Source organism: Novosphingobium soli (genome assembly GCF_042432915.1).
GTDB lineage: Bacteria > Pseudomonadota > Alphaproteobacteria > Sphingomonadales > Sphingomonadaceae > Novosphingobium > Novosphingobium soli.
Map to the genome: position 1 here is coordinate 74,490 of NZ_JBHLWK010000025.1, position 22,664 is coordinate 97,153.

22 protein-coding genes and 1 tRNA gene are annotated in these 22,664 nt (G+C 70.7%); 8 read left to right on the forward strand and 15 right to left on the reverse strand.

Annotated features, from left to right (window positions below; all coding sequences use genetic code 11):
- On the reverse strand, positions 1-1,296 hold the full coding sequence (gene purD / locus ACFFJC_RS18665) for a phosphoribosylamine--glycine ligase (protein ID WP_379488902.1): 1,296 nt from the start codon (positions 1,294-1,296) through the stop codon (positions 1-3).
- Between the two features lie 5 nt (positions 1,297-1,301).
- Between purD and xseA the strand changes: the two genes are divergently transcribed.
- From xseA to ACFFJC_RS18685, 4 genes are read left to right on the forward strand one after another with little or no spacing between them, the layout of a single operon-like run.
- Positions 1,302-2,792, forward strand: a complete 1,491-nt coding sequence (gene xseA, locus ACFFJC_RS18670) for an exodeoxyribonuclease VII large subunit (RefSeq protein ID WP_379488903.1) — start codon at positions 1,302-1,304, stop codon at positions 2,790-2,792.
- A gap of 27 nt (positions 2,793-2,819) precedes the next feature.
- Complete coding sequence (locus tag ACFFJC_RS18675) at positions 2,820-3,023, forward strand: DUF2093 domain-containing protein (protein WP_379488904.1); 204 nt, start codon at positions 2,820-2,822, stop codon at positions 3,021-3,023.
- Positions 3,020-3,910, forward strand: coding sequence for a M23 family metallopeptidase (locus ACFFJC_RS18680; protein WP_379488905.1), 891 nt, complete (start codon positions 3,020-3,022; stop codon positions 3,908-3,910). The genes ACFFJC_RS18675 and ACFFJC_RS18680 overlap by 4 nt, the downstream gene beginning before the upstream one ends.
- Positions 3,911-3,969: 59 nt before the next feature.
- Positions 3,970-4,977 carry an esterase-like activity of phytase family protein gene (locus ACFFJC_RS18685; RefSeq protein ID WP_379488906.1) on the forward strand — a complete coding sequence of 336 codons (1,008 nt, stop codon included), beginning with the start codon at positions 3,970-3,972 and terminating at the stop codon, positions 4,975-4,977.
- Between the two features lie 88 nt (positions 4,978-5,065).
- Here ACFFJC_RS18685 and rpmB read toward each other — a convergent pair whose 3' ends face one another.
- A complete protein-coding gene (rpmB, locus tag ACFFJC_RS18690; protein ID WP_379488907.1) occupies positions 5,066-5,350 on the reverse strand; it encodes a 50S ribosomal protein L28 in 285 nt (94 codons plus the stop codon).
- A 113-nt stretch (positions 5,351-5,463) separates the two neighbouring features.
- On the opposite strand from rpmB, the gene ACFFJC_RS18695 reads away from it, so the two are divergent.
- Positions 5,464-5,919, forward strand: coding sequence for a nucleoside deaminase (locus ACFFJC_RS18695; RefSeq protein ID WP_379488908.1), 456 nt, complete (start codon positions 5,464-5,466; stop codon positions 5,917-5,919).
- Between the two features lie 3 nt (positions 5,920-5,922).
- On the opposite strand, the gene ACFFJC_RS18700 is transcribed toward ACFFJC_RS18695, so the two are convergent.
- Positions 5,923-6,624, reverse strand: coding sequence for a ribonuclease T2 family protein (locus ACFFJC_RS18700; protein ID WP_379488909.1), 702 nt, complete (start codon positions 6,622-6,624; stop codon positions 5,923-5,925).
- Positions 6,621-7,481: a carboxylating nicotinate-nucleotide diphosphorylase gene (gene nadC, locus ACFFJC_RS18705; RefSeq protein WP_379488910.1), complete on the reverse strand. Its 861-nt coding sequence runs from the start codon at positions 7,479-7,481 to the stop codon at positions 6,621-6,623. Before nadC ends, ACFFJC_RS18700 begins: the two co-directional genes overlap by 4 nt.
- A gap of 86 nt (positions 7,482-7,567) precedes the next feature.
- Here nadC and dctA point away from each other — a divergent pair, with 86 nt between their 5' ends.
- Positions 7,568-8,887 (forward strand): C4-dicarboxylate transporter DctA, encoded by a 1,320-nt coding sequence (dctA, locus tag ACFFJC_RS18710; RefSeq protein ID WP_379488911.1) that lies wholly within the window; start codon positions 7,568-7,570, stop codon positions 8,885-8,887.
- 298 nt (positions 8,888-9,185) lie between these two features.
- On the opposite strand, the gene ACFFJC_RS18715 is transcribed toward dctA, so the two are convergent.
- From ACFFJC_RS18715 to ACFFJC_RS18760, 10 genes are all read right to left on the reverse strand, one after another.
- Positions 9,186-9,983, reverse strand: a complete 798-nt coding sequence (locus ACFFJC_RS18715; RefSeq protein ID WP_379488912.1) for a LytR/AlgR family response regulator transcription factor — start codon at positions 9,981-9,983, stop codon at positions 9,186-9,188.
- Between the two features lie 46 nt (positions 9,984-10,029).
- Complete coding sequence (locus tag ACFFJC_RS18720; protein WP_379488913.1) at positions 10,030-11,193, reverse strand: sensor histidine kinase; 1,164 nt, start codon at positions 11,191-11,193, stop codon at positions 10,030-10,032.
- Positions 11,194-11,367: 174 nt separating this feature from the next.
- Complete coding sequence (locus ACFFJC_RS18725; RefSeq protein ID WP_379488914.1) at positions 11,368-12,066, reverse strand: DsbA family protein; 699 nt, start codon at positions 12,064-12,066, stop codon at positions 11,368-11,370.
- Positions 12,067-12,106: 40 nt separating this feature from the next.
- Positions 12,107-13,468, reverse strand: coding sequence for a M48 family metalloprotease (locus ACFFJC_RS18730; RefSeq protein WP_379488915.1), 1,362 nt, complete (start codon positions 13,466-13,468; stop codon positions 12,107-12,109).
- Between the two features lie 110 nt (positions 13,469-13,578).
- Complete coding sequence (locus ACFFJC_RS18735) at positions 13,579-14,637, reverse strand: PAS domain-containing protein (RefSeq protein WP_379488916.1); 1,059 nt, start codon at positions 14,635-14,637, stop codon at positions 13,579-13,581.
- Positions 14,638-14,696: 59 nt separating this feature from the next.
- Positions 14,697-16,025, reverse strand: coding sequence for an MFS transporter (locus ACFFJC_RS18740; protein ID WP_379488917.1), 1,329 nt, complete (start codon positions 16,023-16,025; stop codon positions 14,697-14,699).
- A 41-nt stretch (positions 16,026-16,066) separates the two neighbouring features.
- Positions 16,067-16,540, reverse strand: a complete 474-nt coding sequence (locus tag ACFFJC_RS18745) for a DUF2141 domain-containing protein (protein ID WP_379488918.1) — start codon at positions 16,538-16,540, stop codon at positions 16,067-16,069.
- The gene (locus ACFFJC_RS18750; protein WP_379488919.1) at positions 16,507-17,232 is read right to left on the reverse strand and encodes a sterol desaturase family protein; all 726 of its coding nucleotides are present in this window, start codon (positions 17,230-17,232) and stop codon (positions 16,507-16,509) included. Before ACFFJC_RS18750 ends, ACFFJC_RS18745 begins: the two co-directional genes overlap by 34 nt.
- A gap of 448 nt (positions 17,233-17,680) precedes the next feature.
- Positions 17,681-19,150, reverse strand: coding sequence for a DEAD/DEAH box helicase (locus ACFFJC_RS18755; protein WP_379488920.1), 1,470 nt, complete (start codon positions 19,148-19,150; stop codon positions 17,681-17,683).
- A 278-nt stretch (positions 19,151-19,428) separates the two neighbouring features.
- Positions 19,429-19,911 carry an MmcB family DNA repair protein gene (locus tag ACFFJC_RS18760; RefSeq protein ID WP_379488921.1) on the reverse strand — a complete coding sequence of 161 codons (483 nt, stop codon included), beginning with the start codon at positions 19,909-19,911 and terminating at the stop codon, positions 19,429-19,431.
- A 113-nt stretch (positions 19,912-20,024) separates the two neighbouring features.
- Here ACFFJC_RS18760 and ACFFJC_RS18765 point away from each other — a divergent pair.
- Positions 20,025-20,101, forward strand: a tRNA-Arg gene (locus tag ACFFJC_RS18765).
- 52 nt (positions 20,102-20,153) lie between these two features.
- Here ACFFJC_RS18765 and ACFFJC_RS18770 read toward each other — a convergent pair.
- Entirely contained in the window at positions 20,154-21,431 is a 1,278-nt protein-coding gene (locus ACFFJC_RS18770) for an MFS transporter (RefSeq protein WP_379488922.1), read from the reverse strand.
- 161 nt (positions 21,432-21,592) lie between these two features.
- Between ACFFJC_RS18770 and ACFFJC_RS18775 the strand changes: the two genes are divergently transcribed.
- Complete coding sequence (locus ACFFJC_RS18775) at positions 21,593-22,663, forward strand: YeiH family protein (protein ID WP_379488923.1); 1,071 nt, start codon at positions 21,593-21,595, stop codon at positions 22,661-22,663.
- Position 22,664 lies beyond the last annotated feature (1 nt).

A 22,664-nucleotide genomic window follows, 5' to 3' on the forward strand; every position in this document is an offset into this window, starting at 1 on the left:
TCAGGCGCCGGCCTTCTCGCGCGCGACTTCGCGCCAGCCGATGTCCCTGCGGCAGAAGCCGGACGGGAACGCGATCGCATCGACCGCGGCATAGGCCCGCGCCTGTGCCGCGCTCGCGCTGGGTCCCCGCGCGGTGACGGCGAGCACGCGTCCCCCGTTGGCGACCAGCGCACCGTCCTTCTGCGCAGTCCCGGCGTGAAAGACCTTGACGGCCTCGGCCTCGGACCCGGCTTCAGCTTCGGCCACGCCGCCGATCGCGCCCCCCTTCTCGGGCGTGTCGGGGTAGCCCTTCGCCGCCATCACGACGGTCAGCGCGAAGTCGTCCGAGAAGCGCGGCGGCTCGATGGCGGCCAGCCGATTTTCGGCGCAGGCGTGGAGCAGTTCCACCAGGTCGGACTCGAGGCGCATCAGCATGGCCTGGCATTCGGGGTCGCCGAAGCGGCAGTTGTATTCGATCAGCTGCGGCCCCTTGGCGGTGAGCATCAGGCCCAGGAACAGGACGCCCGAGTAGGGCGAGCCCTCGTTGGCGAGGGTGCGGACCGTGGGCGCGATGATCCGCGTCATCGCCTCGCCTTCCAGCTCAGGGGTCAGCACACGCGCCGGGCTGTAGGCGCCCATGCCGCCGGTATTCGGGCCGGTATCGCCGTCGCCGACGCGCTTGTGGTCCTGGGCCGAGGCAAAGGGCAGGATGGTGGACCCGTCCGTCAGCGCGAAGAAGCTCGCTTCCTCGCCCTCGAGGAACTCCTCGATGACCGCTTCCGCGCCTGCCTCGCCGAAGCGCCCGCCGAAGATCTCGCGCACCGCGGCGCGGGCCTCCTCCAAGGTCAAGGCAACCGTCACGCCCTTGCCGGCGGCCAGGCCGTCCGCCTTGATGACGACCGGCGCGCCGAAGCGCTCCAGCGCCGCGAGCGCGTCCACCTCGCTGGCGACGCGCTCGTAGCCGCCGGTGGGGATGCCGGCGCGGGCACAGAGATCCTTGGTGAAGCCCTTGGACCCTTCCAGCTGCGCCGCGGCCCTGCTCGGCCCGAACACGGCGAAGCCCTCGGCCCGCAGGGAATCGGCAAGCCCGTCGACCAGCGGCGCCTCGGGGCCGATGACGACCAGCCCGATCACCTTCTCCTCGCAGAAGGCGAGCACGGCGGCATGGTCGGCCGCGTCGAGCGCGACGCAGGCCGCGTGCTGCGCGATACCCGGGTTCCCCGGCGCCGCCCACAGCGTGTCGCAGCGCGGGGATTGCGCCAGCTTCCAGGCGAGCGCATGTTCGCGGCCGCCGGAACCCAGAAGAAGGATGTTCATTCCCCGTGCCTTTCGATCAGTCTTACGATGCCGACGAGTTCGCCGATGGTCGTTCCGGGGGGCTGGTAGCGAAGGGCGTCGCCGGGGACAACGCCGCGCCGCTCTCGATCAGCGAGATTTCAAACCTGCTCAAGCGCACGGTGGAAGACCGCTTCGGCTTCGTGCGACTGCGCGGCGAACTGTCCGGCGTGAAGCGCGCCGCCTCGGGGCACCTCTACTGCTGCCTCAAGGACGACAAGGCGGTGATCGACGGCGTCATGTGGCGTGGCGGCGCCCAGCGGCTCGCCTTCCGGCCCGAGGACGGGGTGGAAGTGGTCGCCACCGGTAAGCTGACCACCTATCCGGGCCGCTCCAAGTACCAGGTCGTGATCGAGAGCATGGAGATCGCGGGCGAGGGTGCGCTGCTCGCGCTGCTGGAGAAGCTGCGCGCGCGGCTGGCGGCGGAGGGCCTGTTCGCGCCCGAACGCAAGCGGCCGCTGCCGTTCCTGCCACAGGTGATCGGCGTCGTCACGTCGCCCACCGGCGCGGTGATCCGCGACATCCTCCACCGGCTCGCCGACCGCTTCCCCAGCCGCGTGCTGGTCTGGCCGGTGCTGGTCCAGGGAGAGGGCGCGGCCCAGCAGGTCGCGAACGCCGTGCGCGGCTTCTCCGCGCTGCAGCCCGGTGGGCCGGTGCCGCGTCCGGACCTGGTGATCGTCGCGCGCGGCGGCGGCTCGATCGAGGATCTCTGGAGCTTCAACGAGGAGATCGTCGTCCGGGCGGTCGCCGAATCGACCATACCGGTCATCTCGGCCGTGGGGCACGAAACCGACACGACCTTGTGCGACCATGCCGCCGACCGCCGGGCACCCACGCCGACGGCCGCGGCCGAAATGGCGGTGCCGGTCCGCGGCGAGCTGCTGGCGCAGTTGGAGGACCTCGCCCTGCGCAAGCGCCGCTGCGCCCTGCGCCCGGTCGTGCTGGGGCGCGAGCGGCTCGACGCGCGGGTGCAGCGCCTGCCCCGTCCCGAGGCGATCCTGGCCGCCAAGGCACAGAAGCTGGACGAGCTTGCGGAACGCCTGCGGCGCGGCTTGCTGGACGAGGCGGGCTCCAAGGGGCGGCAGCTCCAGCACGTAGCGGGGCGTCTGTCGCTGCCGCTCCTGCGGCACCGGGTCCAGGCGGGAGCCAGGGATCTGGAACGCACCGGCCTGACCGGGCGGCTGCTGACGCAGCGGCTGGAGCGGGCGCAACAGCAGCTCGCGCCCTGGGCACGGGTGCTGCCGCAGCTCGATCCGCGCCTCCCGCTCCAGCGCGGCTATGCGCTCGTGAAGACGGCAGGGGGCGGGGCCGTCACCACCCGCGAGGCGGCGGCGCGCGAGACCGATCTGCGGGTGGAGTTCCACGACGGCGAGCTCTCGGTGGTCGTGGGAAGCGGACCTGGGCGCGCCGCCGCGGCTCCGCCGCGCAAGCCGGCGCGGCCGGAGACCGCAGCACAGCGACAGGGCGATTTGTTCTGATCGTCCGGCTCTGCTAGGATCGTGGCCATGCTCATGTCCTCCGCAGACCGTGCCGCGAAGCTCGCCTACGGGCCGAACGGCTTCCGCGTGCTCAGCCCCGGCCACTACGTCCCTTGCGCCGTCACCGGCGAGAAGATCCCGCTCGAGACCCTGCGCTACTGGAGCGTGGAGCGCCAGGAACCTTACGCCACGGCGGAGATCGCCACCCGGCGCCTGCTCGGCGAGGCATGACGGGAGGGCGCAGGAGGGCCCTGCCGCTGGTCGCGGCCGCGCTGGCGAGCGCGGTCTTCGTCCCGGCGCCGGATCTGCAGGCGGCGCCGCCCGTGGCGCCCACCGCGCCCGCTGCGCGCCCCCGCCCGGTGGCGATCCCCTTCACCGGCGAGCTGACGCAGGGCGGCTGGATCCGCGGAACGCTGCCCGCCGGGGTGCGCTCGCTTTCGCTGGACGGTCGTCCGGTGCGAACCGCGCCGGACGGCAGCTGGTTTGCCGCCTTCGATCGTGATGCCGGGCCGCAGGGGCTCCTGCGCATCGCGTTCGCCAACGGGACCACCGGCGAACAGCGCCTCGTCGTCATGCCGCGGGCCTGGCGGATCGAAAACGTCAACGTCGCGCGCAAGCCCGGCGGCCCCAGTGCGGCGTTCCTCGCGCTTCGTGCCCCGGAACTCGCGCGGATCGAAGACGCACGCTCCACGACGAGCGATGTGCAAGGCTGGCGGCAGCGCTTCGTCTGGCCGGTCACGGGTCGCATCTCCGGCCAGTTCGGGGCGCAGCGCATCTATCGCGGGGAGCCGGGCGCGTATCATTCGGGCATAGACATCAGCACCGGCAGCAGCGGGACGCCCTTCGTGGCCCCGGCCGATGGCGTGGTGACGCTCGCCGCGGCCCGGCCCTTCACGCTGGAGGGCAACCTGCTGATGCTGGATCACGGCATGGGCCTCAACAGCGCATTCCTGCACTGCTCGCAGATCCTCGTGAAGGAAGGTGAGCATGTCCGCCAAGGCCAGGTGATCGGCCGTATCGGCATGAGCGGGCGTGCCACCGGGCCGCATCTGCACTGGTCGCTGAAATGGAACGAGGCGCGCCTCGACCCGCTGCTGTTCACTGGCCCGATGCGCTGATTCCCACAGGCCCTGCGGCCGCGCTTGCCTGCGGCCGGGAACGCCTTATTCAGGCTTTTGTGCGGCGCACCATCGCTCTCTTCCTCGCTGCGAGCGTGCTTGGCCTGACCTGGGCCCGCTCCGACTTGCCCCCTGCGCCGATGGGACCGCGGCCGGAGCTCGGCGTGAAGCCGATGGCGCTCCCCTCGGCCGAGGTCCTGGCGCGGCAACTGGGGCCATTCGCGCTGGAGGGAGCGTGGCAGATCGTCTCTTCCCATGAGGAGGTCTACGGCTATTCGGCGCTGACCGTCCGCCCCGACGGAGTCCTGCTCGCCTTCAGCGATGGGGGCAAGGTGCTGGCTTTTTCCCCGCCCGGCGCACGGCCGCAGCCGCCCCGCACCAGCAGTGTCAAACTGGCGGACTCCGGTCGCGAGAAGTCCAGTCGCGATGTCGAGTCGGCGACGTGGGACCCCGTGAGCGGGCGCTTCTGGCTGGGGCTGGAGGGCACCAATCGCATCGTCCGGCTTTCACCCGAGATGCGGGAGACCGGGCGCATCGCCCCGCCGGCGATGCGGCGCTGGGGTCCCAACAGCGGTGCCGAGGCCATGGCGCGACTCCACGACGGGCGCTTCGTGGCGATTCGGGAGGTGACATCGTCCTGGATCGAGGGCCGCTCCCACGAAGCGCTGCTCTTCGCGGGAGACCCCATCGAGAACCCCGAGCCGGCGCACTTCCGGCTCGACGGCCCCGATGCGTTCTCGGTGGTGGATATGGCGGAGCTGCCGGATGGCCGTGCGCTGATCCTGATGCGCCGGCTGGTCTGGCCGATGCCGATGCGCTTCGCCGGCCGGATCGTCATAGCGGACACGGCCCGCATCCGTCCCGGCGCGGTGTGGCACTCGGTGCCCCTGGCATCGCTCGAATCGCCGCTCCCGGTGGACAACTTCGAGGCGATCGCCGTCCAGCCGCGGGCCGATGGCCGCATCGTCGTCTGGCTGATGTCGGACGACAACAACTGGCGCGTGCTCCAGCGCACGCTGTTGTGGAAGCTCTCGGTCGATCCCGCGCAGCTTCCCTGGCCGAAGTGAGCGGACGCGAAAAAGGCGCGCGAAGCAGGAAGCCTCGCACGCCGTCTTCAGCAGCAGCCCTGGGCGCTCCCGGACGGGAGCGCGCCGATCAGGCGGCCTGCTTCTTCTTGAGCTCGCGCTTCACCTTGAGCGCGCGGGGCGACAGCTTGTCGTCCGCAGCCTTGAGCAGCCAGTTGTCGAGGCCGCCGTTGTGCTCGACCGAGCGCAGGCCATGCGTCGAGACGCGGAACTTGAAGCTGCGCTCCAGACCGTCCGACAGCAGCGTGACGTTCTGGAGGTTGGGCAGGAAGACGCGCTTGGTCTTGTTGTTGGCGTGGCTGACGTTGCAGCCGACCTGGCGGCCCTTGCCGGTCAGTTCGCAGATGCGGGACATGGTCTTTCTCGCTCGAAAATTGCTGTGCCGTTTTCACGGGAAGGCGCGCCCTTACCGATTCACCGGGTGAAGGTCAAGTTGCACACAGGTTTTTGGCGGGCTAGCGCAGGACGATGACCCGCTGGCCCCTTCCCGCAACCATGACGCTCGCACTCGAGCAAGCACGCGAAGCGGCGGAATCGGGCGAAGTGCCGATCGGCGCTGTCGTCGTGAAGGACGGCCGGGTGGTCGGCCGTGGGCGCAACGGCCCGCGCGAGCGTCACGATCCCACCAGCCATGCTGAGATCGAGGCGATTCGCGCCGCCGCACGGTTCCTGGGCAACGAGCGGCTCGAAGGCTGCGAGCTATGGGTCACGCTCGAGCCTTGCGCAATGTGCGCCGGTGCCATTGCGCATGCGCGCATCGCGAGGCTCTACTACGCGGCTTCCGATCCCAAAGGCGGGGCGGTGGAGCACGGCGCGCGGGTCTTCGACCATCCGCAATGCCTGCATCGGCCCGAGGTCTACGCCGGAATCGGCGAGGCCGAGGCGGCGGACCTGCTGCGCGGCTTCTTTCGCCAGCGGCGGTAGGCGCTACAGCCCGCGCCAGATCCGCAGGGGCGTGGCGTCGGCCGGGCCGCGCCGGCGCGCGTCGCAGCGACCGGGGCGGAAGTCCGCGCGATAGCAGAGCCGCAGTTCGCGCAGCCAACCGCCGCGGCTCACCTCCAGGCCGATGGCCTCGCGGGGCCAGCCGCGGTTGGCGGCGAGGAACTCGTCGCGCAGCATCCCTGCGGTGAGCTCGGGCCGGCGCGAGAGGCGGTCGGCGTCGGGCCAGTGGATCGAGCGCCAGAGAATCGCGCTCACGCGCAGGTACTTGGCCGGGGACGGCGCCATGCAGCTGCCGTGCTTGGCCCATTCGCGGGCGAGCAGCCGGGGCGCCGGCGTCATGCACAGGTGCTGGCGAAGGAGCTGCGGCGAGGGACTCGCCTTGCTGCCGCACCACTGCGGGGAGAGGCCGCGCGCCGATTCGGGCCAGAGGCCGTGGAGCACGAAGCCGAAGCGACCGTGGCGGCGCGAGCATTGCATCGAGCTGGTGTCGCCGCTCGTCTTGCAGTGGTCCGGCGACCAGCTTGCGGCCAGGGTATAGCCCGAGACCGGCGCGCGGCGCGGCGGGCCGTCGGGGGTGACGGGCGGCACCGGCGCGATCTTGGCGGGCAGCCTGCACTGGTAGGCCTGCGCCCACGCTGGCGAGGGCAGCGCCAGCAGCGTCGCGGCCAGGAGCCAGCGGCTCCTCAAAGCGGCGTGAAGTCCAGCCCGATATCGGCGGCGGGCGCGCTCTGGGTCAGGCGGCCGACCGAGACGTAGGTGACCCCGCTGGCGGCGATGGCGCCGATGGTGGCCAGGTTGACGCCGCCTGAGGCCTCCGTGGGGACTCGCCCGGCGACGATCGCGACGGCTTCGCGGAGCGTGTCAGGCCCCATGTTGTCCAGCAGCAGGTGGTGGGCGCCCGCGGAAATCGCGGGTTCGATCTGGTCGAGGCGGTCGACCTCGCAGATGATCCGGGCCACGCCGGCATCGCGGGCCCGGGCGACGGCGGGACCGACGCCGCCGGCGACGAGGACGTGGTTGTCCTTAATCATCGCGGCGTCCCACAGCCCCAGGCGGTGGTTCTGGGCGCCGCCCATGCGGGTGGCGTACTTTTCCAGGTGGCGCAGGCCGGGGATCGTCTTGCGGGTGTCGAGCAGGGTCGCGTGGCCGCCCATAGCGTCGACATAGGAGCGGGTTAGCGTGGCGATACCGCTGAGGTGCTGCACCGTGTTGAGCGCGCTGCGTTCCGCCGTGAGCATGGCCCGGGCGTTGCCGGAGAGCCGCATCAGCGCGGTTCCAGGCTCCACCCGGGCGCCTTCCGCGACGAGGATCTCGACCGTCATCTGGGGGTCAAGCGCGTGGAAGAACGCCGCTGCAAGGGGGAGACCGGCGACGGTAATGGCATCGCGCGAGTCCATCACCCCGGCAAAGCGCGCGTCCGCTGCGATCACGCTTTCGGAGGTGACGTCCCGGCCGCCGCCGGGAAGGCCGCTGCCGAGGTCCTCGGCAAGCGTGGCGTCGACGAAGGCGGCGAGGTCGAAACCCGGGATCGAGAAGGCGCTCATGCCCCGGGTCTTTCGCGCGATCGCGCGGCAAAGTCGAGGGGGCCAAAGCGATTGCGACGATGACGCCGCCGCGCTAGCCCCCCGGGATGAAACTCGACGCCAGCGCCGCACCCGCACCGCTCGCCGCCCGCGGCCCCGCCACGCCGCGCCCCTGGTACGCGCACACCTATGTCCAGGTGCTCGCCGCGATCGTCGCCGGGGCGGTCCTCGGCCATGTCCGGCCGGAGACCGGCGAGGCGCTCAAGCCGCTGGGCGACGCCTTCGTCAGCCTGGTCAAGATGATCATCTCGCCGGTGATCTTCCTCACCATCGTCACCGGCATCGCCGGCATGCGCGACCTGGCCGCGGTGGGCCGCGTCGCGGCCAAGGCCTTCGCCTACTTCCTGTTCTTCTCCACGCTGGCGCTGTTCGTCGGGCTGCTGGTCGCGAACGTGGTGCGGCCCGGGGCAGGGCTGAACATCGACCCGGCCAGCCTCGACGCCTCGCGCGTGGCGCAGTATGCCGAGAAGGCGCACGAGGCCGGGCTGGTGCCGTTCCTGCTCGGCATGATCCCGCATAGCGTGCTCGCGCCGCTGACCGGCGACAACATCCTGCAGACGCTGCTGGTGGCGATCCTCTTCGGCGTCGCCCTGCCGTTGGTCGGCCCGCGCGGGGAGCGGTTGCTCACGGCGCTGGAGGACATCTCGCTGGTGGTGTTCAAGATCGTCGCCATCCTGATGAAGGCCGCCCCGATCGGCGCCTTCGGGGCGATGGCCTTCACCATCGGCAAGTACGGCATCGGCGCGCTGGCGCAACTGGCGGTGCTGGTGGGCACGTTCTACCTTACCTCGATCCTGTTCGTGGTCGTGGTGCTGGGCGCGGTCGGGCTGTGGGCCGGCTTCTCGATCTTCCGCCTGGTCGGCTACCTCAAGGGCGAGCTGCTGCTGGTGCTGGGCACCTCGTCCTCCGAAAGCGCGCTGCCGCTGCTGATCGAGAAGATGGAGGCCGCCGGCTGCCCGCGCCCGGTGGTCGGCCTGGTGGTGCCCACCGGCTACTCGTTCAACCTCGACGGCACCAACATCTACATGACCCTCGCCGCGCTGTTCATCGCGCAGGCCTGCAACGTCCACCTTTCGCTGGGCGAACAGCTCCTGCTGCTGGGGGTGGCGATGATCTCCTCCAAGGGCGCGGCGGGCGTGACCGGGGCCGGGTTCATCACCCTGGCGGCGACGCTCTCGATCGTGCCCTCGGTGCCGGTGGCGGGCATGACGCTGATCCTGGGCGTCGACCGCTTCATGAGCGAGTGCCGCAGCCTGACCAACTTCATCGGCAACGCCGTGGCCGCCGTGGTGGTGTCGAAGTGGGAAGGCGGGCTCGACCAGGCGCGGCTCGACGCGGCGCTCAAGGGGAAGGCGGTGGCCGCCTGAGCGGACGGCGGTTTGCGGCGTTCTGCGCGCGGTCGCGTGGGGGGCCTTCGACAGGCTCAGGCTGAGCGGGGTTTGGGGGCGGGGTAGCCATGGGGCGGCGCTCATCGCAGCACGGGCGGGCGAGGCGCTGACCCAAGCAGGCAACGCGCCAGCCCTGACCCATCAACCCCGCTCGTGTGGCCCCCCAACCCCGATCATCCTGAGCCGGTCGAAGGATGGATCCGCGCCCGGCCCCGGCGTTCGACAGGCCCAGGCCGAGCGGGTCGAGGGTCGAACTGTCGTCAATTCGGACCGCGTCTCAATGCACGAAGCGGGCGATCACGTCGCGGTAGGAGCGGCTGACCTTCACCTGCGCGCCCGAATCGAGGACCAGGAAGCATTCGCCGTTGGTATGCGGCTTCACCTGGCGGACCTGGTTGAGGTTGACGATGGTGGAGCGGTGGACGCGCTGGAACACGCGCGGGTCGAGGCGGCGCTCCAGGTCCTTCATCGTCTCGCGCAGGATCAGCGAGTTGTCGGCGGTGCGGATGCACATGTAGTCGCCGGCGGCCTCGATGTGCTCGATCGAATCGACGTCGATCCGGAAGATCTGGCCGCGGTCCTTGATGTTGATGAGCTTCTCGTAGCGGTCGGAGTTGGGGTCGGTCTCCTCGGGGATCTGGTCCACCGCGTCGGGAGCGACTTCGGCCAGCACCGTCTTGAGCTTCTCCGCCTCCTCGGCCGAGCGCTTCTCGGCGAGGCGCTGGCGGACGCGGGCGAGGGTGTCGTCGAGCTTGCTCTCGTCCACCGGCTTCATCAGGTAGTTCACCGCGTTGGCCTCGAAGGCGCGCACGGCGTGCTCCTGGTAGGCGGTGACGAAGACGAACAGCGGCGGCTCGATCTCCATGACGCCCTTGACCACCGAGAAGCCATCGAACCCGGGCATCTGGATGTCGAGGAAGACGAGGTCGGGCTTTTCGGTCTTGATCTTGCGGATGGCCTCGCGCCCGTTCGCGCACGTGTCGATGATCTCGACGTCCGGGTATTTTTCGAGCCGCAGTTGCAGCCCCTGGATAGCGAGCTTCTCGTCGTCGACGAGGATCGTGCGGATTGTCATATGTTAGTGTCTCCGGACCGGCAAACGCGCACGGTCCAACATTGTTTCAGCGCGCGACCGGAACGGGCTGGCGCGCGGTTTCCGGCGCCTCCTCGGCAGGAACCCGGCGGTCCACCGGGATCTCGATGACCACGGCGAAGCCGCCTTCCAGCGGTTCCACCGTCTCGAAACGGTGGTTCTCGCCGTAGGCCTGCGAAAGGCGGTCGCGAATGTTGGACAAGCCGACGCCGGTCGAGACCGGCTCCCCTCCATCGTAGGTCATGCCCGACAGCCTGTTGTCCGTCGTGGGACTTTGCAAGCCCGGCCCGGTGTCCGAGACGGTGATGCGAAGCATCGGCCCGACGAGTTGCGAGGCGATGGTGATCTCCGCCCCGCTCTCCTGCTGGCTGACCGCGTACTTGATCGCGTTCTCCACCAGCGGCTGGAGCAGCAGCGAGGGCAGCAGCGCCGTCTCGGTGGCCGGATCGATGTCGAAGGTGGTGCGCAGCCGCTCCTCGAAGCGCATCCGCTCGATGTCGAGGTAGAGCTGCAGCGTCTCCACTTCCTGCGCCACGGTGACCCGCGCCGAGGGCTTGTTCACCAGCGTGTAGCGCAGGAACGAGGACAGCCGGCTGAGCATGGCGTTGGCCGGCTCGGTCTGCTTGAGCAGCACCAGCGTCGAGATCGAGTTCAGCGTGTTGAACAGGAAGTGCGGGTTGAGCTGGTAGCGCAGCATGGCCAGCTGGGCGCTGGTCGCCTGGTTCTCCAGCCGGATCAGCTGGTCGTTCTGCTCCTCCACCTGGAGGTAGAAGTTGACCATGTAGTAGAGCGCGGTCCAGGCGCCCAGCAGCGTGGCGTCGAGGTAGAACACGCCGAGGAACAGCTGGGTGAAGCTGGCGTCCCCTTCGGTCCGCCACAGCGAGATCACCCAGGCGTCGATGAAGGCGTGCAGGCCCACCGCGAAGGGCAGGATCAGCAGCGTCAGCCCCCAGGTCACAAGCGCCCGCCGCTTGATGAGCGTGCGGTAGACGACCGAGAGCACCAGCGAGATCGAGAACCCGGTGATGGTGGCGATCAGCACCAGCACCAGCGAGGCCAGCGGCAGGTCGTTGGCCAGCGCCGACATCGTGCGCAGCACCATCGCCCCGCCCCAGCCCACGGCCTGCAGGCGCCAGAAGGCCCGGTCCTTGTTGGCGAAGAAGGGGATCGGCTGGATCGGCAGGACGCTCATGCCTTCAGCCTAGCCGATGTTGAAGAGGTTGCAAAATCCGGTTCGGCGGCAGGCCTAGGATGAGCGGGGTTGGGTTGAAGGAGGGAGGAGAGGAGGAGTAACGTTTGGACCTGCTCCCCCGGCCGTGCGAAACCCGCTCGGGCTGAGCTTGTCGAAGCCCAAAGCCCCCGCCGCTCAGCCGCCGCGTGCCTGGGCCACCGCTTCGGAGAGCTGGTCGAAGCCGACGGCGCCGGGGACCAGGCGGTCGCCCGCGATCCAGCTCGGGGTGCCCGAAAAGCCGAGACGCTGTGCCAGCTCCATGTTGCGGGTGATCTCCGCCTGCACCGTCTGGCTTGCGGCCACGCGGCGGGCGCGGTCGAGATCGAGGCCGACGCGGCGGGCCACCGCCTCGATCGTTGCGGCGTCGACCTGCCCGGCGGCGAACATGGCGTCGTGGAACTGGGCGTACTTGCCCTGCTCGGCCGCGGCGAGCGCCATGCGGGCGGCGTCGGGGCTGTGCGGGCTGATGATCGGCAGTTCGCGCACCACGATCCGCAGGTCCGGGTTCCTGGCGATGAGCTGGGCCACGTCGGGCAGGCTCTGGCGGCAGTAGCCGCAGGCGAAGTCGGTGAACTCCACCAGCGTGACCTTGCCCGCCGGGTTGCCGAGCACGGCGCCGGGGAAGGGGGTCTCGACGCTGCCGCGCACGGCGGCCAGCGCCTCGGACGCCTGGCGGTGCTGCAGGTTCTCCATCGCCTGTGGCAGGATCTCGGGGTGGTCGAGGATGTAATCGTGGACCACCCGCTCGACCGCGAGGCGGCCGCCGAACCAGGTGCCCGCGCCCAGGACCACGAGCCCGGCGGCGATCATTGCGAACTTGGAGGCATTGCCCATCGTGCTGTCTTGTCGTCCGTTCGCTTGCGGTGATGCGGCCCTAGCGCCGCTTCTTGTCGCGTTCCAGTTCGGCCCGCGCCTGCATCTCGATGTCCTGCGCGCGCAGCCAGTCGGGCGTGCCGGAGGGGAGCCCCGCCGCCGCGGCCTGGGCGCTGCGCAGCGCTTCTTCCATGCGGCCCGAGAGGACCTGCTGCTCGGCGCTGGCGAGGTACGCGCGCGGCATGTCGCCGTTGGCGGCGTAGATCACGCCGAGCTGGTACCAGGCGAACGGGTTGTCGCGGTCGCGCGCCACCGCGGTCTTCAGCACGCCCTGCGCCTCGCGGAAGTTGGCCGGGTCCTCGGTCGCGATCAGCGCATGGCCGAAGAGCGTGGCGATGAGCGGCTGGTTGCCCGACAGCTCGGTCGCCTTGCGCAGCGGCGCCAGCGCCTCGGCGGCCTTGCCTGCCTCGAGCAGGATCTGGCCGTCGAGCTCGAGGAAGTAGGGGTCGTCGGGATCGCTGGCGATGAGCGCCTCGGTCTCGGCGCGGGCGAGGTCGAACTGCGATTCGCGGTGGTAGGCATAGGCGCGGGCGTAGCGCGCGGCCACCGAGTTGTCGGTCTTGGGATAGCGCCGCATGACCAGGCGCGGCTCGGCCAGGAAGCCGTAGAGCTTGGCCTTGGCGCGGACGAAGCGCTGCTGCAGCGCGGCGTCGTCGGGCTTGGTCCAGGCCGGGTCGGCCTCGTAGGTGTCCTGGAGCGTGGCGATGCGGTCGGCCGTCAGCGGGTGGCTGGAGTAGAACTCGTCCCCGTCCTGCGGGCGGTAGCCGTAGCGGAACTCCATGTTCTGCAGCTTCTTGAAGAATTCGATCGAGCCGCGCCCGCTGATCCCCGCGGTCGAGAGGTACTGCGCGCCCGCGGCATCGGCGGAGGCCTCCTGCGAGCGGTTGTAGGCGAGGAACTTGCCCATCGCGGCCTGCTGCCCGGCCATGATGACGCCCATCGCCGCCTCGCCCCCGCCCGCCGCGGCGGCCGCGGCGCCGAGCAGGAGCGAGAGCAGCGAGATGTTGGTGGCTCCCCGGCTGCCGAGGTTGAGCACGGCATGGCCGCCGGTAACGTGGCCGAGCTCGTGCGCGATCACGCCCTGCACTTCGGCGGCGGTGTCGGCCTCGCCGATGAGGCCGGAGTTGATGTAGACCGCCTGGCCGCCGGCGACGAAGGCGTTCACCGAAGCGTCGTTGACGAGCACGATGTCGACGTTGCCCGCGCCCAGCCCCGAAGCCTTGACCAGCGGGGCCGACATGTCGCGCAGCAGCGCCTCGGTCTCCGCGTCGCGCAGGATCGACTGCGCCGCCGCCGGGCTCGCCGCGGCCGCCAGCAGCGCCAGCAGCGAGAGGAGCAGGGCGGGAATTCGCAGCTTCGGCATCGATCCTCTTGGGGACGGGAGGGGCTTAACCGGCGATGAAGAGCCGGACCCGATGCCGCCTCCAGGCTTCGTCTACGGGCATTTGCAAGCGAGGGGAAGCGCGTCGGCGGTCAGGCCCGGGCGGCACCGCCCGCCTGTTGCGCACGCCGCTCCGCCCGCTGCAGGCGCCGCTCCTCCCGCACCACCGCGGCCAGGCCGCCCGGCGTCGCGGCGAGATGGCGGGGCAGTTCGCCCGCAGCCAGTCCCAGCCGCCGGGCGTGGGCGATCGCGGCGCAGGCCTCCGCCGATCGCGCCCGGCCGGTCCCGTCGCCGAAGACCAGCTTGACCAGCGGCCCCGGGCCCGGCCGTGGCCGGATGCCCGCGATCCTGAGCAGGCGCGCGAAGTCGCCCGGCGCCGCCTCCGCGGCAAGGGAAAGGTCGTAGGCCCGGCCGATGGCCTCGCGTAAAGCCTGCTCCATGCGATGCTGATGGCCGCGTGCGGCGGCGGCGCTGTCGCGGGCGGAGGCGAGCCGCTCGGCCAGGCCCGCCGCTGCGGGGGACGGCCCGGGACCGGCAGGTCCGTCCGCCCAGGCCGCGAGCGGCCCGTCGGTCCAGGCGGGCACCGGATCGAGCGCGTGCGCGGCGTCCCCGGCGTCGAAAGGCGGGGGCAGTCCCTCCTTCCAGCTGATCACGCCGTAGACGAAGTCGATCCGCGTGCCCGCACGCGAGAAGGGCAGGAGGATGCCGCGGTAGAGGATCGGCGCCCCCCGGCGGTCGACGAAGTCGGCCTCGAAGCCGATCGGCGCCTCGCTGGCGAGGATCTGCATGTAGTGGTCGGCGATGCGCGAGAGCAGCGAGCCCGCGGGGACCTCGGCCAGCCGGCGGATCGGCCCTTCGGCCCCGCACTCGCGCGCCAGATTTGCGCCGAGCCAGGCGATCTGCGGGTCCTCGATCCCCCCGCCGAAGTCGAGCAGGACGCTGCACGGGCCGAAGTCGGGTAGCTGTTCGGGGTGGAGGTCGGCGATGTCGGGCAAGGAGCGCTCGTCCAGCAGGCCGGCCCAGAAGTTGTAGGTGCGCACCTGCATGCGCCGCTCGTCACCCTCTGGCACGATGCCGGGCGCGATCTCCGCTTCCGGCGCGCAGGCGGGGTCCTCGTCCCGGCCCGCCCGTTCGCTGCGCCCTGTGTCCATGCCCGTGTCCCGACTCGCCCCTGGTGCGCCGGTTCTGGAGCGCGGCGGTGAAATAAGGCTTAAGTGCGGGGTCGCGGCGCGTCCGCAGGCTCCGGCTCGCGCAGGATGCCTTCGCCCGGGCGGGGGAGCGGCGCGACCAGGCGCAGCACCGCGAACGAGACCACCAGCACCACCGATCCGGCATGGAGCGCCAGCGGCAGGCTCCGCCAGTCCGCCACCGCGCCCCAGACCCACGAACCCACCGCCATGCCGCCGAAGGTGACCGCCTGGTAGATCGACAGGCAGCGGCCCAGGATCGCATCGGGCGAGCGCAGCTGCACCGCGGTGTTGAGCGTGGTCAGGATCATGACCCAGGCCATCCCCGCCACGAACGCCGCGGGCAGGGCGTAGAGGATGCGGTCCACCTCGGCGACCAGCGACATCGAGAAGACGAACATCGCCGCGCCCATCGTCAGGATCCCCTCCAGCCCGAAGCGCCGGCGGATCGGGCCGGTGAACGGCGCGGCGATGATCGAGCCGATCCCGAACAGGCCGAGCATCAGCCCGAAGTCGAGCTCGTTGCCGTGCCCCTGCCCGCTCACCACGGCGGGCAGCAGCGACTGGTAGGCGGAAAGGCTGAAGCCCAGGAAGAAGCCGCGCAGCAGGATGCGGCGCAGCGGCCGGGTGGTGGCGCAGTAGCGGATGCCCACCGCCACCGCCGGCAGGATCGGCCGGCGTTCCACCGGCCGCGCCTCGGGCTTCCACCAGAGCAGCACGCCGATCAGGCCGACGTAGCTCACCGCGTTGATGGCAAAGGCGAACGAGGAGTCCCAGATCGAGATGAGCACGCCGCCGACCGCGGGGCCGATCGAGCGCGCGATGTTGAACGAGATCGAGTTGAGCGCGATGGCCTGCGGGATCTCGCGCGGGGCGACCTGTTGGCGCACAGAGGCCTGCCACGCCGGCGAGTTGAGTGCGGTGCCGATGCCGACGCTGAGCGTGAAGGCGAGCAGCAGCGTCGGGGTCAGCCAGTGGGCGTAGGCGAGCGCCGCCAGCATCGCCGAGACGACCAGCATGCCGACTTGCGCCACGAGCATGACCTGGCGCCGGTCGTAGTTGTCGGCGATGGCACCCGCGAAGACCCCGAACAGCAGGATCGGCACGGTGGCCGAGGCCTGGACCAGCGCGACGAGCTGGTGCGACGGCGTCAGCTCGGTCATCAGCCATGCCGCGCCCACGCCCTGCAGCGTCGCGCCGAGGTTGGAGAACAGGTTGGCGATCCAGATCGCGCGGAACACGGGATAGCGAAAGGGCGAGAAGGTCCCGGCCGGAGGTGGCGGGACCAGCCCTGCCGTCGTCGCCTCGACCGCCTTCTCGGCGATCTGCCCGTTGTCCTCGTCCCGTGCCACGCCACGGGCGTAGGCGGCCGGCGGCCGCCGGGCAAGTGCGGCTAGAGAAGATATCGCATGCGGATCGCCAGGCGAACATCCGCGGCGCCGACGTCGAAGGCGGCATGCGCGAAACGAGGCGGTCCCATCCGCGCCGGTGCGTCGTTCGAGAAGCCGTAGCCCTCGCGCGGGATCATCACGCTGGTGTCGAGCTTGCCGTTGCCGTTCTCGTCGTGGATCAGCGAGATCGCGTAGCGGCCGGCGGGAACGCGGCCGAAATCCAGCACCAGCGGCGCGCTTGCGGGCACCGTCAGCTTGCGGGCGAGCGGGTCGCTGGCGCAGTCGGGGAAGCTGTCCGCGCGCGCGGTGAGACAGGCCAGGACCTGGCCCTTGGCCGAGCGCAGCTGCGTGACGTCGGCGGTGACCACCGGGTTGGACGGCGCGCCGCCGCCCGGGGGGACGGCGCCGAGAAGCGGGGCGGCGCCCAGGCCGGCAGCCGCGCTCAGGGCGAGGAGAGCCCTCTGTCCGTGCCGCACAGATGGTCCCAGTGCCGGAAGTAGAGCCCGTAGTTGCATCGGTAGCTTTCGTGGTGCCGCTGGTGGTGGCTGGCCGTAATCAGCCAGTTCCCCAGGCGCGAGTGGACGAGGGCGCGCGGGAACAGCTCCCAGCCCATGTGGTTGGTGATCCCCATCACGGTCATGATCGTCAGCACCACGCCGAGTGCCGCGACGTGGATCGGCACCAGGAACACCAGCGCGGGAATGACGACGGCGCCGGTCAGCGCCTCGATCGGATGGAAGCTCATCGCCGCCCAGGCGGTGGGCGGGCGGCTGGCGTGGTGGACCGCGTGGGCGATGCGGAACACGCGCGGTGCATGCATCCAGCGGTGGGTCCAGTAGAACCAGGTGTCGTGGAGCAGCAGGTAGGCGAGCACCGAGGCGGGCAGCCACCATAGCGGGTACGCATGGACATCGGCGTAGATCCGCGTCCAGCCGCGCTCGCGCCAGCCCCATGCGACCACGCCCGCGGGCAGGCCGTAGATCCCGGCGGAGAGCAGCGACCAGCCGATCTCTTGCCGGATCTGCCGGTCGAGCCCGGCGTAGTGGCCGGGGCGCACGCGCGCGGTGATCCAGGCGAACAGCCCCGAGGCCGCCAGGTAGCGCAGCCCGACAATCGCCGTCATGGCCAGCGCGGACGCGCAGATCGCGAAGAGGGAGGCGGCGGCCATGGCGCGGGATTATGCCCTCAGGCCGGCGAGGGGAAGGGGAAAAGGGTGGCGGGGTGGGGCTTTCCCATCATTCGACACGCTCAGGATGAGCGGGATTCGGGGTGAGACGGTGGAGCGGCCCGGAGGGGAGCGCGGGGAAGACCGCTTCCGCTCTGCGCGCCCATCCTTCGACACGCTCGGGATGAGCGGGGTTCCGGGTGGTGAGACGGTGCACAGGTCAGGAGGGTAAGCGCGCGGAAGGCTGGCTCCCGCTTACCCGCTCAGGCTGAGCCGGTCGAAGCCAGCCAAGCCAACCAGCCAGGCACGCCAGCCGCCCGCCAGCACACCGCGCGCTCCATGCCTCCGGCCGAACGGGGGTGGGAAGAACGGATCCACCCCACCCCGCTCAGGCTGAGCTTGTCGAAGCCCCCGCGCAACCCGCCGCGTTGACCGCGGGAGGGTCGAAGCGTCAGCCGGCGCGTCGCACCGCACCCTTGTGGGCGCCCATCCCCTTGGGCCCGCGCGGGCGGAAGCGGCGCTTGCGCTCGCCCTGCTCCTCGCCGGCCGCGCCTTCGCGGCGCTCGCCGCGCGGCGCTTCGGAGCGGTTGCGCTCGCCCTGCGGCCGGTCGCTGCGCTGGCCTTCGCGGCGCGGCTGCTGGCCGTTGCGACCGGCGCTGCCACCGTTGCCGCGACCGCCGCCCTGGCGACGCTCGCCCTGCGGCTGGGCCGGGGCGCTGCGGGCCGGTGCGGGCAGACGCGCGGCCAGCTTCATGAAGTCCTCGGGCAGCGGGACGGCTTCCAGCTTGATGCGGGTCAGGCGCTCGATGTCGCGGACATAGGGCTTCTCGTCGGGTGCCACGTAGCTGATGGCAACGCCGTCCGCCCCGGCGCGCGCGGTGCGGCCGATGCGGTGGACGTACTGCTCGGGCACGTTCGGGATTTCGAAGTTGTAGACGTGGCTCACGCCGGTCACGTCGATGCCGCGGGCGGCGATGTCGGTGGCGACCAGGATGCGCACGGTGCCCTGGCGGAAGCCGCCGAGCGCCGCGGTTCGCTGCGCCTGGCTCTTGTTGCCGTGGATCGCGGCAGCCGGGATGCCGGCGGCGACGAGGTGGCGCACGACGCGGTCGGCGCCATGCTTGGTGCGGGTGAAGACGAGCGCACGGTCGATGGCGCCGTGCTCGGCCTCCTCGGCGGCGTCGGGCGCAAGGCCGGCGCGCAGGCTGAGCGTCAGCAGGGACTGCTTCTCCGCCTGGTTGACGAAGGTCGCGTACTGCTCGACGCGCTCGGCGGTGGTGGACTGCGGGGCCACTTCCACCTTCACCGGGTTGTTGATGAACTGCTTGCCCAGCTCGGCGATCGCCTGCGGCATGGTGGCCGAGAAGAACAGGCTCTGGCGCGCCTTGGGCAGCAGCGCAGCGACGCGCTTGAGCGGCACGATGAAGCCGAGGTCCATCATCTGGTCGGCCTCGTCAAGCACGAAGATCTCCACGTGCTTGAGCGTCAGCGCGCGCTGGTCGATGAGGTCGAGCAGGCGGCCGGGCGTGGCGACGAGGATGTCGCAGCCGCGCTCGAGCGCGCGGGCCTGCTTGCCCACCGGCACGCCGCCGAAGATGCACTGGATCGTCAGGTTCAGGAACTTGGCGTAGCCGCGCATGTTCTCGGCGATCTGCGCGGCGAGCTCACGCGTGGGCGAGAGCACCAGCATGCGGCAGCCGGCGTTCTGGCGCGGCTTGGGGTCCTGCGCCAGGCGGTGGAGCGAGGGCAGCGAGAACGCGGCAGTCTTGCCCGTGCCGGTCTGCGCGATGCCGAGGAGGTCGCGGCCTTCGAGCAGCGACGGGATGGACTTGCGCTGGATCGGCGAGGGATCGGTGTAGCCCTTGGCCTGGAGCGCGCGGAGAATGGGCTCGGCAAGGCCAAGTTCGGAGAAATAGGACATACGTCACTTTCGAAAGTGCGCGGGGGCGCGCACGGTCGAAAAAGGGCGCGCGCACACGGCAAGGTGTCGTTACGGGCGACCCTGCGTGAGGAAGGAAGCTTGCATTGCGGCAACCGCTCGTCCGGGCCGGCCTTGGCGCCCTTTGCACCTTGGCCTCACGCTGCTCTCGGACTGCGGCGGGAGGACCCGCGCGCCGGTTGTCGAGCCGCTACATAGTACGCGTTGCGGCGAAGCGCAAGAAAATTGCGGATGAGCCGCGCGGCCGTGCGTGCCGGGGCTCAGTCATCGCCCCACTGCGCGGTATGCGGATCGCCCAGAGTCACCAGCCGGCGCAGCGCGGCGCGCGCCAGCCGCTCGTTCTCCACCTTGCGGCGGGCGGCGGCCATCTGGCGCAGCGGGGCCGGGCGCAGGATCTCGGCGTCGTACCCGTCCGCCACGATCACGCCGCAGCAGTCGGGCAGGAAGGCGTCGGTTTCCAGCGGCGTGCGGTCGAGCGCGGGCGACAGGCCCCAGTAGAAGCGGTCGCAATAGTCGAGATAGTCGGTCCACTTGCCGTCGCCCAGCAGGTCCGCGCGCGCCACCTTGATCTCGACGATCAAGACATGCCCCTTGGCATCGATGCCCATCAGGTCGGCCCGCCGCCCGCAGCGCAGCGGCATCTCGGGCATGCACCAGATCCCGTTGCGCGCGAACAGCCGCGCGATCCCCCGCGCGACGTCGAGGGCGGTGTGCGGCGGGGACAGGGAATCGATCGCGGTCATGGCGCGATAATAAGAACATACCATGAACTGGCAAGCCCCTCGCGTCCGCGCCTCCCGCATGCGCAATTTGCCGCTGGTAACCCCCGCCTGCCTCTGCTAACCGGCCGTCCACTGCACCCGTAGCTCAGCTGGATAGAGCGCTGCCCTCCGAAGGCAGAGGCCACAGGTTCGAATCCTGTCGGGTGCGCCACCTCTCCTCGATATCGTCAGGCACGCCTGCCCCGCTCTTGCGCGGGAGCGGGTCAGTCTTCCGCGGGGACGATCCGCGGCTGCATCAGGTGGATGAACAGCAGCGCCACCAGGTAGGCCAAGCTGCAGACGACGAAGAGCGGGGTGTAGCCGAGGCCCCGGTCGAGCGACCAGCCGGCCATTTCGATGATGCCCGTGCCGGTGAGATTGCCGGCGATGGCGCCCAGCGCGATCACGGTGGCGATGCGCGAGGCGGGGATGATCTCGGTCGCCATGCCGAAGATGTTGGTCGAGAAGCCCTGGTGCGCGAACAGGCCTAGGCCGATGCAGAGGGCGGCGAGCCACGGGTTGGGCGCGACCAGCGCCAGAGGCATCACCAGGATGACAAGCGCGAAGGCCAGCATCGCCGACTTGCGCGCGGCGTTCAGCGAAAGGCCGCGCTGCAGCAGCAGCGGGTAGAGCACGCCGCTGGAGACCGCACCGAGGGCGGCGAGCACGAAGACGATGGCGATCGGCAGCCCGATCTCGCCCTGGCCGAGCGCGAAGTGGCGCGCGAAGAAGTCGGGGGCCCAGAACAGCACGAACCACCAGACCAGGTCGGTGCAGGCCTTGGCGCCGATCACCGTCCAGCTGCGCCGGTCGCTCAGCGCCGCGCGCCAGGCCAGCGGCGCGCGGGTGGCGGCCGGGACCGACCCGGCGGGCGCGAGGTGACGGGTGTTGAGGTGCCACGCGAGCAGCCACACCAGTCCCAGCGCGCCGGTGACGGCGAAGGCGGCGCGCCAGCCGAAGGCGAGCGCGAAGGGCGGGATCAGCAGCGGTGTCAGGATGGCGCCGATGTTCGGCGCGGTGTTGATGATGCCGATGCCCACGGAACGCCGGCGGATCGGCAGGTACACCGCCGTCGCCTTCATCGCTGCGGGCGTGTTGACCGATTCGGCGGTCGCCAGCACGGCGCGCGCGACGACGAACTGCTGCACCGTGGAGGCGAGCGCATGGGCCATCCCCGCAAGGCTCCAGACGGTCACCGCGAAGCCATAGGCGAAGCGCACGCCGAAGCGATCGACGAACCAGCCCACGCCGAGCAGGGCGGCGGCGGCGGCCAGCTGGAACACCGAGCCGAGGTGGGCGAACTGCTGGTCGCTCCACGCGAACTCGGCCTCGAGCATCGGCTTGAGCAGCGCCAGCACCTGCCGATCCACGTAGTTCAGCGCGGTGGCGAGGAAGATCAGCGCGATGAGGACGTTCTGCGCCCTTGCACCTCCGGCCGCGGCCTGCGCGGCTTCGGGACCGGCCGGTGCATCCGCCGGCGCGGCATCGGGCGTGTCGTTCATGCGTCCTCTCCATCCTGTCCGGCGACAGCGCTTGTCGGGCGATCGAACGAGAAAGGCTCTTGCCCCGGCCCCGACATCGCCATACACGCTGATATGACAACGCAGGACATACAGCAAGCCTCTTGTCGCCGACAAAGGGCGGTTCTTCAGGGCGAGGGTACGTGATCAACAACCATGCCGGAGATCTGTACGGCGAGATCTTCCTTGCCGAAACCGCGCGCAGCGCAGCGCCGGGGGGCCTGGTGGAGCGCTGGAAGGGGCTCTGGCCCGGGATCGCGGTCTGCTGCATCGCCAGCATCGCGGCGGCCTGGCTCTCGGAGCATCACGGCGTCCCCATCATCCTCATGGGCCTGCTGATCGGCCTGGCGCTCAACTTCGTGACGAGCGTGCCGCGAACCCATGCGGGCCTCGACTTCGCGTCCAAGACCTGCCTGCGCTGGGGCATCGTCGTGCTCGGCACCCAGGTCACCCTGGCCCAGATCGGCGAGCTCGGCCCGGTGCCCTTCGTCTCGCTGCTGGTGGTGATGGCGGCGGCGATGGCGGCGGCGATGATCGCGGCGCGGCTGTGCGGACAGTCGGCGGCGATCGGCGTGCTCGCCGGGGGCGCCACCGCGATCTGCGGCGCGTCGGCCGCGCTCGCGCTGTTCGGCGTGCTCGGCGCGCGGCGCGTCAGCCAGGGCCAGTTCGCCCTGACGCTGGTGGTGATATCCGTGGCGAGCGCGCTGGCCATGTCGTTCTACCCGCCGCTGGCGGGCGTGCTGCACTTCGACGACCGGCAGGCCGGCTTCCTGATCGGCGCCTCGATCCACGACGTGGCCCAGGCGATCGGCGGCGGGTACGCCTATTCCGACGTCGCGGGCAGCTACGCCACGATTGTCAAGCTGTCGCGCGTGGCGCTGCTTGCCCCGATCGTCGCGATAGTGTCGTTCTTCTTCGCCGACGAGGCGGGCGGATCGCGCCGCGGATGGATCGGCAAGCTGGCGCTGCCCTGGTTCATCACGCTGTTCCTCGCCGTGGTCGTGGTGAACTCGCTCGCGCAGTTCCCCCCCATCGTCGCGCAGGTCAGCCTGACGCTGTCGAAGGCGCTGCTCTTGCTGGCGGTCACGGCGACCGCCATGCGCTCGCGCCTCGACCTGATCCTGGAGATGGGATGGCCGGCGACACTGCCCGTGGTCGCCGCCACTCTCGCCTCGCTGGCGACGGCGATGGCGTTCAGCATCGCCCTGCTATGAG

Bases quoted from the DNA above. Each gene is read 5' to 3' on its own strand.
- purD (WP_379488902.1), bottom strand. From the start codon at position 1,296: ATGAACATCCTTCTTCTGGGTTCCGGCGGCCGCGAACATGCGCTCGCC.
- ACFFJC_RS18675 (WP_379488904.1), top strand. From the start codon at position 2,820: ATGCTCATGTCCTCCGCAGACCGTGCCGCGAAGCTCGCCTACGGGCCG.
- ACFFJC_RS18680 (WP_379488905.1), top strand. From the start codon at position 3,020: ATGACGGGAGGGCGCAGGAGGGCCCTGCCGCTGGTCGCGGCCGCGCTG.
- rpmB (WP_379488907.1), bottom strand. From the start codon at position 5,350: ATGTCCCGCATCTGCGAACTGACCGGCAAGGGCCGCCAGGTCGGCTGC.
- ACFFJC_RS18695 (WP_379488908.1), top strand. From the start codon at position 5,464: ATGACCCGCTGGCCCCTTCCCGCAACCATGACGCTCGCACTCGAGCAA.
- nadC (WP_379488910.1), bottom strand. From the start codon at position 7,481: ATGAGCGCCTTCTCGATCCCGGGTTTCGACCTCGCCGCCTTCGTCGAC.
- dctA (WP_379488911.1), top strand. From the start codon at position 7,568: ATGAAACTCGACGCCAGCGCCGCACCCGCACCGCTCGCCGCCCGCGGC.
- ACFFJC_RS18715 (WP_379488912.1), bottom strand. From the start codon at position 9,983: ATGACAATCCGCACGATCCTCGTCGACGACGAGAAGCTCGCTATCCAG.
- ACFFJC_RS18720 (WP_379488913.1), bottom strand. From the start codon at position 11,193: ATGAGCGTCCTGCCGATCCAGCCGATCCCCTTCTTCGCCAACAAGGAC.
- ACFFJC_RS18725 (WP_379488914.1), bottom strand. From the start codon at position 12,066: ATGGGCAATGCCTCCAAGTTCGCAATGATCGCCGCCGGGCTCGTGGTC.
- ACFFJC_RS18730 (WP_379488915.1), bottom strand. From the start codon at position 13,468: ATGCCGAAGCTGCGAATTCCCGCCCTGCTCCTCTCGCTGCTGGCGCTG.
- ACFFJC_RS18735 (WP_379488916.1), bottom strand. From the start codon at position 14,637: ATGGACACAGGGCGCAGCGAACGGGCGGGCCGGGACGAGGACCCCGCC.
- ACFFJC_RS18750 (WP_379488919.1), bottom strand. From the start codon at position 17,232: ATGGCCGCCGCCTCCCTCTTCGCGATCTGCGCGTCCGCGCTGGCCATG.
- ACFFJC_RS18755 (WP_379488920.1), bottom strand. From the start codon at position 19,150: ATGTCCTATTTCTCCGAACTTGGCCTTGCCGAGCCCATTCTCCGCGCG.
- ACFFJC_RS18760 (WP_379488921.1), bottom strand. From the start codon at position 19,911: ATGACCGCGATCGATTCCCTGTCCCCGCCGCACACCGCCCTCGACGTC.
- ACFFJC_RS18770 (WP_379488922.1), bottom strand. From the start codon at position 21,431: ATGAACGACACGCCCGATGCCGCGCCGGCGGATGCACCGGCCGGTCCC.